12 protein-coding genes are annotated in these 13960 nt (G+C 73.7%); 8 read left to right on the forward strand and 4 right to left on the reverse strand.

What is annotated here, in order from left to right; translation table 11 throughout:
* Nucleotides 1-17 precede the first annotated feature (17 nt).
* The 4 genes from ACIBQ6_RS23685 (at nt 18) to ACIBQ6_RS23700 (ending at nt 5533) form a co-directional block, all read left to right on the forward strand.
* The gene (locus tag ACIBQ6_RS23685; RefSeq protein ID WP_397214491.1) at nt 18-2117 is read left to right on the forward strand and encodes a glycoside hydrolase family 6 protein; all 2100 of its coding nucleotides are present in this window, start codon (nt 18-20) and stop codon (nt 2115-2117) included.
* 108 nt (nt 2118-2225) lie between these two features.
* Nucleotides 2226-3536, forward strand: coding sequence for an MFS transporter (locus ACIBQ6_RS23690; protein ID WP_364339604.1), 1311 nt, complete (start codon nt 2226-2228; stop codon nt 3534-3536).
* Between the two features lie 9 nt (nt 3537-3545).
* Entirely contained in the window at nt 3546-4211 is a 666-nt protein-coding gene (locus ACIBQ6_RS23695; RefSeq protein ID WP_358292061.1) for a response regulator transcription factor, read from the forward strand.
* Entirely contained in the window at nt 4208-5533 is a 1326-nt protein-coding gene (locus tag ACIBQ6_RS23700) for an ATP-binding protein (RefSeq protein ID WP_397214493.1), read from the forward strand. The genes ACIBQ6_RS23695 and ACIBQ6_RS23700 overlap by 4 nt, the downstream gene beginning before the upstream one ends.
* Here ACIBQ6_RS23700 and ACIBQ6_RS23705 read toward each other — a convergent pair.
* On the reverse strand, nt 5524-6423 hold the full coding sequence (locus ACIBQ6_RS23705) for a TAXI family TRAP transporter solute-binding subunit (protein ID WP_397214495.1): 900 nt from the start codon (nt 6421-6423) through the stop codon (nt 5524-5526). The two genes, ACIBQ6_RS23700 and ACIBQ6_RS23705, sit on opposite strands and share 10 nt — an antisense overlap.
* A 26-nt stretch (nt 6424-6449) precedes the next feature.
* Between ACIBQ6_RS23705 and ACIBQ6_RS23710 the strand changes: the two genes are divergently transcribed.
* Both ACIBQ6_RS23710 and ACIBQ6_RS23715 read left to right on the forward strand, forming a co-directional pair.
* Nucleotides 6450-7181 carry a Mut7-C RNAse domain-containing protein gene (locus ACIBQ6_RS23710; RefSeq protein WP_397214497.1) on the forward strand — a complete coding sequence of 244 codons (732 nt, stop codon included), beginning with the start codon at nt 6450-6452 and terminating at the stop codon, nt 7179-7181.
* Nucleotides 7182-7506: 325 nt separating this feature from the next.
* Entirely contained in the window at nt 7507-7986 is a 480-nt protein-coding gene (locus ACIBQ6_RS23715; protein ID WP_358292051.1) for a hypothetical protein, read from the forward strand.
* A 20-nt stretch (nt 7987-8006) separates the two neighbouring features.
* On the opposite strand, the gene ACIBQ6_RS23720 is transcribed toward ACIBQ6_RS23715, so the two are convergent.
* Together ACIBQ6_RS23720 and ACIBQ6_RS23725 are read right to left on the reverse strand one after the other, a co-directional pair.
* The gene (locus ACIBQ6_RS23720; RefSeq protein WP_352352481.1) at nt 8007-8246 is read right to left on the reverse strand and encodes a DUF397 domain-containing protein; all 240 of its coding nucleotides are present in this window, start codon (nt 8244-8246) and stop codon (nt 8007-8009) included.
* Nucleotides 8237-9010: a helix-turn-helix transcriptional regulator gene (locus ACIBQ6_RS23725; RefSeq protein ID WP_352352480.1), complete on the reverse strand. Its 774-nt coding sequence runs from the start codon at nt 9008-9010 to the stop codon at nt 8237-8239. The genes ACIBQ6_RS23720 and ACIBQ6_RS23725 overlap by 10 nt, the downstream gene beginning before the upstream one ends.
* Nucleotides 9011-9117: 107 nt before the next feature.
* Here ACIBQ6_RS23725 and ACIBQ6_RS23730 point away from each other — a divergent pair, with 107 nt between their 5' ends.
* Nucleotides 9118-9558 carry an ATP-binding protein gene (locus ACIBQ6_RS23730; protein WP_352352479.1) on the forward strand — a complete coding sequence of 147 codons (441 nt, stop codon included), beginning with the start codon at nt 9118-9120 and terminating at the stop codon, nt 9556-9558.
* Here the strand turns inward: ACIBQ6_RS23730 and ACIBQ6_RS23735 are convergent.
* Nucleotides 9555-12971, reverse strand: coding sequence for a protein kinase (locus tag ACIBQ6_RS23735; RefSeq protein WP_397214500.1), 3417 nt, complete (start codon nt 12969-12971; stop codon nt 9555-9557). The two genes, ACIBQ6_RS23730 and ACIBQ6_RS23735, sit on opposite strands and share 4 nt — an antisense overlap.
* A 79-nt stretch (nt 12972-13050) precedes the next feature.
* On the opposite strand from ACIBQ6_RS23735, the gene ACIBQ6_RS23740 reads away from it, so the two are divergent.
* On the forward strand, nt 13051-13960 hold a 910-nt coding region (locus ACIBQ6_RS23740; RefSeq protein WP_397214502.1), incomplete at its 3' end, for a BTAD domain-containing putative transcriptional regulator.

Raw genomic sequence — 13960 nt, forward strand, 5'->3', positions numbered from 1 at the left:
GGCTAACCTGACACGTCATGACGTTGGAGGCGCTGAGGGACGCGGATCCGCGGCAGGTGGGGCGCTACGCCCTCCTGGGCCGGCTGGGCGAGGGCGGCATGGGCGTCGTCTACCTGGGCGAGGAGCCCGGCGGCACCCGGGTGGCCGTCAAGCTCATCCACGCCAGGATGGACGCCGACCCCGACTTCCGGCGCAGATTCGCCCGCGAGGTGGCCGCGGCCCGGCGGGTCGCCCGCTTCTGCACCGCCCCGGTGCTCGACGCCGACGTGCACGCGGACGTGGCGTACCTGGTCACCGAGTACGTCGAGGGGCCCAGCCTGGACGACGCGGTGCGCGACTCCGGGCCGCTGACGGGCTCCGCGCTCGACGGGCTGGCCGCGGCCATGGCGATGGCGTTGCGGGCCATCCACGGGGCCGGGGTCGTGCACCGTGACCTCAAGCCGTCGAACGTGCTGCTGTCCCAGGTGGGGCCCAAGGTCATCGACTTCGGCATCGCGCGGCTGGCGGAGTCGGAGATGAGCAGCGCGATCGTGGGGACGCCGTCGTACATGTCGCCCGAGCAGGTGGCGGGGTCGCGGGTCGGGCCGGCCTCGGACATCTTCTCGTGGGGCTGCACGGTCGCCTTCGCCGCCGGGGGGCTGCCGCCGTTCGGGTCGGGGTCGGTGCCGACGATCCTGTTACGCATCGTCAACGAGGCTCCCGAGCTGCGGGGGTTGTCGGGGCCGCTGCTCGACCTGGTGACCGCGTCGCTGGCCAAGAGCCCGGCCGCCCGCCCCACGGCCCAGGACCTGATGGACGCCCTCAGCACCGCCACCCCCTCCGCCGCCCTCCCCACCCCACCCCCCTCCCCCACCACCGGGACGCCGCCCGACGTCCCCCCTCCACCTCCCTCCGCCGGGACGCCGCCCACCGTCCCCCCTTCTCCTGTCGAAGGGACGGACGCGACGGCGGCGGGGAAGCGGCGCATGAGGCTGCTGGCCGCGGCCGCGGCGGTCGTGGTGGCGGCCGCCGGCGTCACCACGGCCCTGCTGTGGCCCCACGACGACACCCCCGCGAGCACCCGCACGGCCACCGGCACAGAACCGGCCTCCACCGCGACCTCCCGCAACCCGCTGCGCGAGAACGGCGTCACCTTCTGGTCCGAGAAGGAGAAGGCCGCCGCCCGCCAGGCCGCCGTGTGGCAGAAGGACCGTCCGGCCGACGCCGCGCTCATGGAGCGGCTGGCCGCCGTCCCGCACGCCATCCGCCTGAACCAGCCCGAGGTCAGGGCCACGGTCGAGACCGCCGTGACCGCCGCGCAGGAGGCGGGCGGCGTGCCCGTCTTCCTGGTCAACTACATGCCGGGCGGCGGCGACTGCGCCGCCGTCGGCGCGGGCGAGATGCAGGTCTACCAGCAGTGGGTCAAGGGCGTCGCCCGGCAGATCGGCGACCGCAAGGCCGTGATCATCCTGGAGCCGTCCAGCCTGGTCAACCTGCCCGGCACCAAGGACTGCGCGCTGGCCGGCACGGCCGAGCAGCGCTACCGGGACCTGCGCGAGGCCGTGCAATCGCTCAAGACCGGGCACCCCGGCACGGCCGTCTACCTCGACGGCAGCCAGGACCTCTACCCCGGCACCGAGGTCATGGCCCAGCGCCTGATCGGCGCCGGGATCGACCGGGCCGACGGGTTCTTCGTCAACACCGCCTCCTTCCAGCCCACCCCCAAGGCCGTCGAGTACGGCAAGTCGCTGTCGGCCTGCATCGCCGTCATGCGCAGGACGGGCGGCGCCACCTGCCCGAAGGACGCCGACCCCGGCGGCGACCTGCCGCACTTCGTGGTGGACACGGCCAGGAACGGCCAGGGCTCGTGGTCGCCGACGAAGAAGTACAAAGACCCGCAGACCTGGTGCAATCCACCGGGCCGGGGCGTCGGCGAGCGGCCCACGACCGACACGGGCGAGGAGCTGGCGGACGCCTACCTGTGGATCACCCGGGCCGGCAGCTCCGGCGGACGGTGCCGGCGCGGCACGAACGGCGACAAGGACCCCGAACGCGGCGTGGTGGCGCCGGAGAGCGGCGAGTGGTGGGCCGATCTGGCACTCGAACGCGCGAAGAACGCCCGGCCCCCGTTGCGCTGAGGAAAACCCGATGTTAAGCGCACGTTAGATCTGAGCCGCCGCACCTTGTCCGAACAACCTTCTGGGGAGAGGCTCTGGCCTGCATCCACTCCCCCCAGGAGGTCCTACATGAACAAAGCGCGCGTGCCGTGGAAGGCAGTGATCGGCGGCTCCGTCGGCAATCTGGTCGAGTGGTACGACTGGTTCGTCTACAGCAGCTTCGCCGTGTACTTCGCCGCTTCGTTCTTCCCTGACGGGGACGACACGGCCAAGCTGCTCAACACCGCGGCGATCTTCGCCGTCGGCTTCTTCATGCGCCCGCTCGGCGGCTGGCTGCTCGGCCGGTACGCCGACCGCCGGGGCCGCAAGGCGGCGCTCACGCTCACCGTCACGCTGATGTCGGCCAGCGCGCTGCTGATCGCCATCGCGCCGACGTACGAGTCGGTCGGTTACGCCGGCGCGCTGGTCCTGGTGGTCGCGCGGCTGCTCCAGGGCCTGTCGGTGGGCGGCGAGTACGCCGCCAGCGCCACGTACCTGACCGAGGCCACCCCTCGCGGCCGGCGCGGCTTCGCCTCCAGCTTCCAGTACGTCTCCATGACCGCCGGCCAGCTCGTCGGCCTCGGCCTGCAGATCATCCTGCAGAACACGATGTCGAAGGAGGCCCTGAACTCCTACGGCTGGCGGGTGCCGTTCGTGGTCGGGGCCCTGGCCGCCGCCGTCGTGTTCTACCTGCGCCGCAGCCTGCTGGAGACGGAGGCGTACGGCGAGGAGGAAGAGGAGCGCCGGGACAAGGGCACCATCCGGCAGCTCCTGGCGCACAAGAAGGAGGCGCTGCTGGTCATCGCCCTGACCATGGGCGGCACGGTCGCGTACTACACGTACACGACGTACCTCACCAAGTACCTGTCGAACACCGCGGGCCTGCCGAAGGAGACGGCCACGCTGGTCAGCTTCTGCGCGCTGTTCATCTTCATGTGCCTGCAGCCGCTGGCCGGGTCGTTGTCGGACCGCATCGGGCGCCGGCCGCTGCTGATCACGTTCGGGATCGGGTCGATGCTGGGCACGGTGCCGCTGATGACCGCGCTGGGCGGGGCGAGCGGCTTCGGGGGCGCGCTCGTCCTGTCGCTCGCCGGCCTGGTGATCGTGACCGGCTACACCTCGATCAACGCGGTGGTGAAGGCCGAGCTGTTCCCGACGCACGTGCGCGCGCTGGGGGTGGCGCTGCCGTACGCGATCGCGAACGCCCTGTTCGGCGGCACCGCGGAGTACGTCGCCCTGTGGTTCAAGGACAAGGGCATCGAGTCCGGCTTCTACTGGTACGTCTCCGCCTGCGCCGCCGTCTCCCTGGTCGTCTACCTGACCATGCGCGAGACCCGCGACGCGGCGCTGTCCCGCAGCGAGGGCGCCGAGCCGTCGGATCCGGTCACCGCCCGCGTCTAACCTGGCACCATGCGGGTTCTCCTGGTCGAGGACGACGATCGTCTCGCCTCCGCGCTCACCACCGCGCTGGCCCGGCACGGCCATTCGGTCACCCGCGCCGGCCTGGCCGTCGACGCCCTCCGCCTGGCGGGGGGCGTCGACTTCGTCCTGCTCGACCTGGGCCTGCCCGACATGGACGGGCTCGACGTGCTGCGCCGGCTGCGCCGCGTCTCGGCGGTGCCGCTCATCGTGGTCACCGCGCGCACGCAGGAGCGCGAGGTGCTGCGCGGACTGCGCTCGGGGGCCGACGACTACCTGGTCAAGCCGTTCCGCACGGTCGAGCTGATGGCCCGCATGGAGGCGGTGCTGCGGCGCGGCACGCGTCCGATGCCGGCGCGCGACCACGTGGTGTGCGTCGGCGACGTGCGCATCGACCTGGAGTGCAGGCAGGTCACGGTGGCCGGGCGGCCGGTGGCGCTGACCAGGCGCGAGTTCGACGTGCTGGCGCTGCTGGCCCGCGAGCCGGGCGTGGTGCGCAGCCGGGAGGAGATCCTCGACGAGGTCTGGGGCGATCCGCTGCTGTCGGCGTCCCGGTCGCTCGACGTGCACGTGGCGGGGCTGCGGTCCAAGACCGGGCGTCCCGGGCTGGTGGAGACGTTGCGCGGCACCGGCTACCGGCTGGGCCCGGCGGGATGAACGCGCGGCTGGTGGTCACGTTCACCACGCTGATCGTCTTCCTGATCGCGGCGCTGGCGGTGCCGCTCGGCCTGGCCTACGCCTCCCACCGGACCAACCGCCTGCTGCTCGACCGGCGCGCCGACGCCACCCGCTTCGCCGAGCTGGCCGACGCCGCGGCCCGCGACGACGACCGCACGGGCCTGATCACCGAGGTCTCCCGCTACGCCGACCTGTACGGCGCGGCCGTCCGGGTGCGCGACCGCGACGGCTCGATCCTGGTCTCGGCCGGCCGGTTCGAGGCCGACGACCGGGAGGCGACCCGGCTCGCGCTGTCCGGCCGCACGACCGAGGACCTGCCCACGGTCAGCCCGTTCGGCCCGGCCACGGTGCTGCTGGCCGAGCCCGCCGGGCGTGACGCGCAGGTGTCCGGCGTGGTGCTGCTGGAGGCCCCGACCGGGCAGGCCCGGCTGGACGTGTCGCTGGTCTGGGGCGCGCTGGCGGCGGGGGCGCTGGTCGCGCTGGCCTGGTCGGCGCTGGCGGCCCGGCGGCTGGCCCGCTGGATCCTGCGGCCGGTGACCGAGCTCGACCGCACCACGCGGGCCATCGCGCAGGGTCAGCTCGACGCGCGGGCGCATCCCGGGGCGGGCCCGTCGGAGCTGCGGCGGCTGGAGGAGCGCTTCAACGCGATGGCCGACGCGGTCTCGGCGGCGATGGAACGGCAGCGCGCGTTCGTGGCCGACGCCTCGCACGAGCTGCGCACCCCGCTCACCGTGCTCGGGCTGCGGCTGGAGAACCTGGAGCCGCACCTGCGCGAGGAGGGCACGGCCGAGTACGCCGAGGCGATGTCCGAGCTCGACCGGCTGGCGTTGCTGGTGGAGGACCTGCTGGCGCTGGCCGAGGTCGAGGCGGGCGCGGGCCTGGCGGGCAAGGAGGTCGGGCTCGGCGAGCGGCTGGCGGTGTGGCGCGAGGTCTACGCGGCCAAGGGCGTGTGCCTGGTGGCCGACGTCCCCGCGGGCGCGGTGGTGCCGGAGGCGGCGGCCAGGATCGCCGACATCGCCCTGGACAACGCCCAGAAGTTCGTCCCCGAGGGCGGCACGGTGACGGTCACGCTCGACGGCGGGACGCTGCGCGTCGCCGACGACGGGCCGGGGCTGGGCGCGGAGGAGCGGGCCGAGGCGCTGGGGCGGTTCTGGCGGTCGGGGGCGCACGCGAACGTCCCGGGCAGCGGGCTCGGCCTGGCCATCGCGGCCGAGCTGGCCAAGGCGTGCGGGGCCACCCTGCGGCTGCTGCCCGCCGTGCCGCACGGGCTGGTGGTCGAGCTGGCCCTGGCTCAGCCGTAGACCGAGCGGTAGTAGCGGGCCGCGCCCGGGTGCAGGGGCACGACGCCGGTGCCGATGGCGTAACGCCTGTCGAGGCGGCCGCCGGGAGCGGAGGGGGCCTGGAGGCGGTCGCGGGCGCGGAAGAGCGTCTCGGTGACGGTGAAGGCCAGGTCGTCGGGGAGCGTCGTACGGCACATCAGGTAGCTCGGCGTGCCCACGGTCGGCACCTGCCTGGCCAGCCCGTACGCGCCGGCCGGCACGGCGGCGTGCTCGTAGACCGGCCCGTAGCGGCGGCGCAGCACCGGCACCAGCGACTCCAGCGGCACCAGCGCGATGTCGTCGAGCGCGGCGAGCGCGGGCGTCGGCACGCCGCCCGACCAGAAGAACGCCTCGATGCGGCCGCCGCGCAGCTCGGTGACGGAGGCGTCGAGGCCGAGCCTGGTGATCTGCGGCGGCGTGCGCAGCCCGGCGGCCGACAACACGCGCGTCGCGGTCACCGCCGTGCCCGACCCCTCGACCCCGATCGACACCGGACGCCCCGCCAGGTCGCCGACGCCGGTGATGCGCGCGCCCTCGCGGACGACCAGATGCACGTAGTTCATGTACATCCGGGCCAGCGCGGAGACCGGCTGGTGGCGCACCCTGACCGCGTCGTCGGCGCTGTCGGCCAGCGCGAACCCGACGTCGGCCCGGCCACCGGCCATCATGGTGAGGTTCTGGACGCTGGCCGCGGTCTCCACCACCCGCACGGTCAGCCCGTCGTGCCGCAGCTCGCCCGCCAGCCGCTGCCCGAGCGCGCCGTACGGGCCGCCCGCCAGCCCGGTGACCAGCCGCAGCTCGGCGGGGCTGGCCGTGGAGCAGCCGGCCGCGAGCGCGGCGAGCCCGAGGAAGGCTCGGCGGGACATGGGCATGATGTCACGGTATCCGGTCGCGCAGAATGGACAGTGTGACCGAACGGGACGCACGCCTGCGCATCGCCGCCGAGCTGAGGATGTTCGTGCCCGTGAGCCGCCGGGGGGAGTGGCAGCGGGTGACCACCGACGGCACCTCGACGCTCGGCCATCACGTGGAGTCGCTCGGCATCCCGCTGACCGAGGCGGGGCCGATGCTGTCGGAAGGCCGCGGCGTGGCCCCGTCCCACCTGCTCGCGCCGGGCGAGACGGTCGAGGTGCACCCGACGCCCCGGCCGCAGCCGCTGCCCGCCGGGCCGCGGTTCCTGCTCGACGTGCACCTCGGCACGCTGGCCCGGCGGTTGCGCCTGCTCGGCGTGGACACCGCGTACCACAACGACATGGACGACCCGGCGCTGGTGGTCCAGGCCAACGAGGAGCGTCGGGTGCTGCTCACCCAGGACCGCGGCCTGCTGCGCCGCCGCGCGCTGTGGCTGGGCGCCTACGTCCGCGGCTCGCGCCCCGCCGACCAGCTCCGCGACGTGCTCGAACGCTTCGAGCCGCCGCTGGCCCCGTGGACGCGCTGCACGGCCTGCAACGGCGTGCTCGTGCCGGTGACGAAGGAGGAGGTCGGGCCGCTGCTGGAGGCCGGCACCCGGCGCAGCTACGACGCCTACGGCCGGTGCGGCGACTGCGGACAGGTCTACTGGCAGGGCGCGCACAGCGACAACCTTGAGGAGATCGTGCAATCGGCGCGCATTTGGGCCAATAGCCGCTGATTCGCACTTTGAGAACGACCGTCAAGTTGATCTCAAAAACACCCTCGGCCGGGGGTTACGCGGACGATCAAGGGTATGAGCAGGGGAAACGGCATCACCCGAAATCGGGTGCATACTGACACCCTTCCACCCCGTTGAGCAAAAGACTCCAATTCGACGTTTATCCGGAAAAAATCGGATACGTCGCGTTTCCGCGTATCCATCTCGCGGCGCACGATCGGGGGAAATACCGCAAATGGCCAAGAATCGAAAGCTCGGCCACGGCGCCGGGCCCGCTCCACGCGTATGGAGCGTCAGAAGGAAGTGGGCCACCGCCATTGTCGGCATGGCCACGACGCTGGTGGGCCTGCCCGGCGTCGTGGTGAAGTACAGCCAGGCGCAGAGCGAGCGGGAGACGCCCCGGCTCGTCATCACCGCGCCCGTCACCGGCCCCGGGGCCACCGCCTCGCCCTGCCCGCTGGTGAGAGGCACCGCCACGCTGCCCGAGGGCACGACCCTGCTGATCGGCGTACGCCGGACGACCGGCACGCCGCGCACCAGACACACCCGCTTCTACCGCGTCGACCCCGTGCGGGCCTCCGGCCAGTGGGACGTGCCCGTCTCGCTCGAAGGCGGCGACCCCGCGATGGCCGGGGAGTGGTACGCGATCACCGCGCTCACCGTGCCGACCGAGTGGGCCGACTTCCTGGAGAAGGTCGGCGGCACCCCGGGCGATCCGCTGATGTCCGCGTCCGCGATGCCGCCGCACGTGGGCGAGACGCCCTCCATAGAGGTCCAGCGGGACGCCGGCCCCGCCACCTGCTGAACCCCACCGTGACCTCGCCGTCAGGCGCGGTCGAACTCGCTCGCCTTCACGCCCGCCACGAACGCGTCCCACTCGGCGGGCGTGAAGAACAGCTTGGGCCCGTCGGGGTCCTTGGAGTCACGCACGACGACCAGCTCAGCCTGCCCGCCCTTGTGCGCAGGGCCGCCAGGAACGTTCTTGAGCTCGGCGATCTCGACGCAGTTGCCGCCGTTGTCGCCGGAAAAACTGGACTTCTGCCACTGGACACAGCTCAGGTCCATCGCTCCACCATGGCTTTCTTTATCGTTTCAAGGGACATGCTCAAGGGCAACGCCTCGGTACGGATGGCCTCGAACCGCTCCACGGCCGCCGAGACGTCCTCATGATCGCTCGTCGTGATGCCGCGCACCGCGGTTTCCGCGTACAACACCTCGGAGCCTCCGTCCAGGGTCGCGATCACGAAGCCACCCGTCAAGCCGGAGTGCAGCCCGTGCGGGAGGACCTGGATGCTGAGCCGCGGGGTGACCGCGTCGAGCAGCCGCCGCAGTTGACCCTTCATCAGCTCCGGCCCGCCGATGGGCCGGAACAGCACCGCCTCGTCGATGACGCAGCGCAGCGACGGAGGGTCGTCGCGGGCAAGGATCGCCTGCCTCTCCATGCGCGCGGCCACCGCGGCCTCGTTGCCGCGCAGCAGGGCGCGGGCGTACTGCTCGGTCTGCAGGAGGCCGGGCACCAGGAGCGGCTCGTAGGTGCGCAGGGTGAGCGCCGCCTGCTCCTTCTCGTGCCACTTGCCGAACCAGGAGGGGAAGATCTGACCCTTGCGCCAGTCGAGCAGGCGGCGCAGGGCTCCGCCGGTGCCGAGGGCCTTGTCGCAGGCCTCGGCGAACTCGGGGCTGGCCGGGAGCTGACCTGTCTCGACGCCGCTGATCAGGCCCTCGCTGAAATGGATGCGCTCGGCGAGCTGCCCCTGTGTCAGGCCCGCCGCCTTCCGGTAGTGCCGCAACTCTCTGCCCCATATCGCCTGAGGCGCGTAGAAGTCGGCCACCCTGCCCTCCCCTCGCCCGGGTTCAACGCCAACGGCACGGACTTCAAAGTCCACTCCTTGCAATCAGATCACTACCGACCGTAGTCATATGGCGTCACGCTGGCCACATGAAATCCGAAAGTCCCGCCGTGACGCTCGCCGACCGGCGGCCCCTGCCGGACACGGTCCTCGGCGAACGGCGGATGCCCCGGCACCCCGGCTGCGTCTCCTCCGTGCGGCGGTTCGTCCGCGACGTCGCCAAGGATCACGAAGCGGCGGAGGCCGCCGTCGAGATCGCCCAGCTTCTCGTCTCGGAGCTGGTCACCAACGCGCTCACCCACGCCCGCTCGGCGGACCCCGTCCGGGTCGTGGTGGTCCGGGAGGGCCGGCTGCTGACCGTGGAGGTCCGCGACTCGTGCGCCGCCCTTCCCCGGATGGGCCAGGCCGACCCGCTGGCCTGCCGGGGGCGGGGGCTGGCCATCGTCCACAGCCTGTCCCACGACTGGGGCTGGAACCCCGTGCCGCCCGGCAAGGCGGTCTGGTTCCAGGTCGTCGCCTGGGCGTCCTAGCGGCACACGTCGAACGGCTCGACCCCCGGCAGGTACGCCCGCCACTCCGCCGCCGTGAGCGCGCGGCCGGCGCGGGCGCACACGGTCGCGGCCACATGCCGCCGGTCGAGGTCGTGCGTACGGAAGGCGCCGTCGTCGTCCAGGGTGTACAGCTTGGTGCCGTCGGCCGAGAAGCCGAGCCAGACGTTGTCGCCCGCCGACTCGGCCATCGCGTCGAACACGACCCCGACGTACCGCCGCGAGGCGACGTCCCACAGGCGGATCCGCGGGCCCTTCTCGTACGTGGCGATCAGCCGTCCGTCGGGCGACCAGACCGGCAGCGCGAACTGCTCCGCGCCCGGCACGCTGGGGAAGGCGCCGAGCATGGTCCGCAGGTCCCGGTCCCACAGCGTGATCCGGTCAGGATGCGAGAAGGCCACCTGGCGGCCGTCCGGGCTGTAGGCGAAGGCGCCGCCGACCCGCCGCGCCTCGGCCCCCACCGGCAGCGCGGTCCCGCCGACCGGATCGTAGAGCCGCACCTCAGGGCCTCCCATGAGCAGCCGCGAACCGTCCGGCGCGAAGCTCATCGGCCCGGCGCCCGTCACCTTCGTGATCCGCGCCCGCGAACTCGTGAGGTCGTGCAGCTCCAGCGGCAGCTCCCCCTCGAACCTGGACGGCAGCACGGCCAGGGTCCGGCCGCCGGGGTCGAAGGCGAGCGCGTCGGCCTTCTCCGCCCCCTTCCCGGCCAGCCCGAACGCCTGCGTCTCCCGCCCGCTCGCGACGTCGAGCACGCGGACGCGGGCGCCGTCGCCGTAGGCCAGCCGCGTGCCGTCCGCGCTGAAGGCCATCGCCGAGCCGTCGCCCTTCCAGGCGATCGGGCCGGCCAGACGGCGGCGGGTCGCCGGGTCGAGCAGTTCGAGCCGGTCGTCCCGCTTGACGGCCAGGACCCGGCCGTCCGGGCTCATCCGCAGGTCGGGCAGCTCGTCGCCGAGCCGGGGATCGAACAGCGTGGAGACATCGACGGTGGAGACGCCGCCCGCCTCGTTCAGCAGGCGTACGGCCTTTCCCGCCAGGTCGAAGCGGACCTGCGTGACGCCCTCCGGCACCGGCAGCAGCAGAGCGGTCACCAGGCTGTCGCGCGGCCGCAGGACGAGCTGGTCCGCCGGACCCCACGTGGCCACGTACCGGCCGTCGAAGACCAGGTCCGCGGCCTGGCCGTTCGCGCCTTCGAGCTCGTACTCCGTGGTGCCGGAGGGCAGCTCGTACAGGCGGACCTTGGGTTTGTCGTGGCGGGCCACGTCCTCGACGACCACGAGGGCGCGGCCGTCGTCGCTGAACCTGGCCTCGACGGTGGTGCCGGTGCCGGGCAGCGTCGGCAGGTGCAGCCGCCGGCGGCGGCTCAGGTCCCACACCTGCGACCGGTCCTCGCTGTCGGCGACGAAGCCGTAGCGGCCGTCGGGGCTGACGCCGTTGAGTATCGCGCCGCCGGGGGCGGTGAGGGGCTTACGGGTGGCGACGTCCCACCATTGCTCGCCGTCGGAGCCGTACGGCACCGCGAGCCGGCGGCCGGTGCGGTCGAACTCCAGCGCCCCGAACCCGCTCGCCCTGCTCGCGAACCGGCCGCCGAGGCGGCTGCCGGTGACGGCGTCCCACAGCCGCACGCCCTTGTCGTCCAGGGCGGCCAGCAGGCGGCCGTCGAGGCTCACGGCGACGCTCCGCACGCCCGCGCCGAGTCCGGCCAGCTCGTGCAGCTTCCGGCCGGTCGGGACGTCCCAGACGCGGGCGGTGCCGTCCGTCACGGAGGCCAGGACGTGACCGTCCGTGCTGAGCGCCTGCACGCTCCCCGCGTCCACGTACGGCGCCACGAACACGTCGGTGACGTGCTGGGAGCGCGCGTCGTACAGCGTGCCCGCCGTCTCGATCAGTGCCGGGGCCAGCCGCCAGGCCGCCACGGAGAGCAGGCCGGCCAGCGCGGGCTCCAGCTCGCGCAGCCCGGCGGCGCGCAGCGCCAGCTCCCTGGCCAGCGCCTCGTCCCGTTGCCGGGCCGACTCTCTGCGCAGGTACTCCGCCGCGCCGAGCCCGCCCAGCGCCACCACCAGCAGCACCGCCAGCACGGCCGCGAGCAGGCCGCGCCGCCGGGTGCGCCTGCGGGCCTGTCCGGCGGCGGCGTCCAGGAAGTCGCGCTCGCGTCCGGCCAGGGTGAGGTCCTTGCGTTCGGTGGCGGCCCACTGCAGCGTGCGGTCCAGGTTGGTGCCCTGGAGCAGGTCGGCGGGCTTGCGGCCGTGGGCGTCCCATTCGGCGGCGGCCTCGGCCAGGCGGCGGTGCACGGGCAGCCCTTCGCGGTTGCCCGCCAGCCAGTCGCGCAGCCGCGGCCACGCCTGCACCAGGCCGGCGGCGACCAGCTCGTACGCGTCACCGTCCTGCGCCAGGATGCCCGCCGAGACGAACACGGCGAGCATCGAGTCGACCGCCTTGGCCTCGGGCAGCTCCTCGCGCTCCACGGGACGCAGGCCGTCGTCGTCGAGCAGCCGCAGGAAGACCTCGGGCACGGCCGTCCGCTCGTCCTCGCTCAGCTCGCCGTAGAGCTCTTCGGCGATCGCCCCCAGATCGGGCCCGGCCTGCCCCCTCAGCTCCCCCGCCACGATCCCGCCACGGGCCAGCGGGTCGCCGGCGTCCCGGCGGGCGCCCTCCCCCAGCAGGCGGAGCAGCAGGTCCCCGGCTGCGGGACGGGCGGCGGGATCACGGGCGGTGGCGGCCGACACCAGCGGGGCCAGCTCCTCCGGCAGCCCGGCGACGTCCGCCTCGAACTCCAGCACCCGGCCCACGACCGCCATCGGCTCGCCGGCCTCGACCGCGTCGCGCCCCCGCGCCGCGAACAGCACCACCATCCCCCACGCCCACACGTCGGCCGCCTCGGTGGCGGCGCGCCCGGTGAGCACCTCGGGCGCCATGTAGCCCGGCGTGCCCATGATCGGCCCGGTCGTGGTCGGCCCCACCTCCCTGGCCACGCCGAAGTCGATCACGCGCGGGCCGTCCGGGCCCAGGATGATGTTGTCCGGCTTGAGGTCGCGGTGGACGATCCCGGCCCGGTGGATGGCCGTCAGCGCGGTCGCGACGCCGATCGCCAGGCGGCGCAACGCGTCCCCCTCGTACGCCCCCGCCTCCGCGGCCACCTCCCGCAGGCTCGGCCCCGGGACGTACTCGCTGACGATGTACAGCGGCGCGTCGTCCACCTGCGCCTCGATCACCCTGGCCGTGCAGAACGAGGCCACCCGCTGGGCCGCCGCCGCCTCCTTGGCCAGCCTGGACCGCGACTCCGCGCTGTCGGACCTGGGCACCTTGACCGCGACGCGCTCCCCGGCCTCGCCGTACGCCTCGTAGACCACGCCCTGGCCGCCCGCGCCCAGCCGTGCGGCCAGCCAGTAACGGCCCAAACGGTGAGGGTCGGACGAAATCAGGGGAGCCATCAGATGTGCCATTCTGATCGACATCTCCTCCGAAAAGGAAGGCCGCGTGGAATTCCGCATCATGGGGCCGCTCGACGTCCGCGACGGCGGCCGGGATCGCACCCCCACGACCCCGAAGCACCGGGACCTGCTGGCGATGTTCCTGCTGAACGCGGGCCGCCCGCTGACCGTGGAACGGCTGCGCCGGCTGCTGTGGCCACGCGAGGGCGGCGACCGCTCCGACTCCCTCGTCCGCGGGTACGTGGGCCAGCTCCGCCAGCTCCTGGGCAAGGACGTGATCACGACCGTGTCCGGCTCGTACGTGCTGGCGATCGGCGCCCACCAGCTCGACGTCGACCGGTTCCGGCTGCTGGTCGAGCGCGGCTCGTACGAGGAGGCGCTGTCGCTGTGGCGCGGCCCCGCCCTGGAGGACCTCGACCCCGACGGCGAGCGGTGGGAGGAGACCCGGCGCCTGCGCGAGGAACTGGAGGAGCTGCGCCTGCTCGCCCTGGAACGCCGCGTCCAGGCCGACCTCGACGCCGGCCGCCACCGCGAGCTGCTGGCCGAGCTGAAACGGCTGACCAAGCAGCACCCGCTGTGGCAGCGCTTCCGCGGCCAGTACATGCTGGCCCTCTACCGCAGCGGCCGCCGGGTCGACGCGCTGGCCGCGTACGCGGTGCTGCGCGATCAGCTCGACGGCGGCCACGCGATCGAGCCCGACCCCGAGCTGCAGCTGCTCTACCACCGCATGCTCCACGACGACGTGTCGCTGCACGTCTCGGCGGGCCCCCCGGTGCTGCTGCCGCCGGACATCGCGAACTTCACCGGCCGCGCCGACCTGCTCGACCGGGTGGTCGGCGGCCACGTCGTGGGGGGGGGGGGGGGGCCGCCGGGGGGGGGGGGGCCGGCCGCGCCCCCCCCCCCCCCCGCGCCGCCCCCCCCCCCCCCCCCCCCCCCCCCCCCCCCCCCCCCCCCGA

This window comes from Nonomuraea sp. NPDC049655 (assembly GCF_044465465.1).
Lineage (GTDB): Bacteria > Actinomycetota > Actinomycetes > Streptosporangiales > Streptosporangiaceae > Nonomuraea.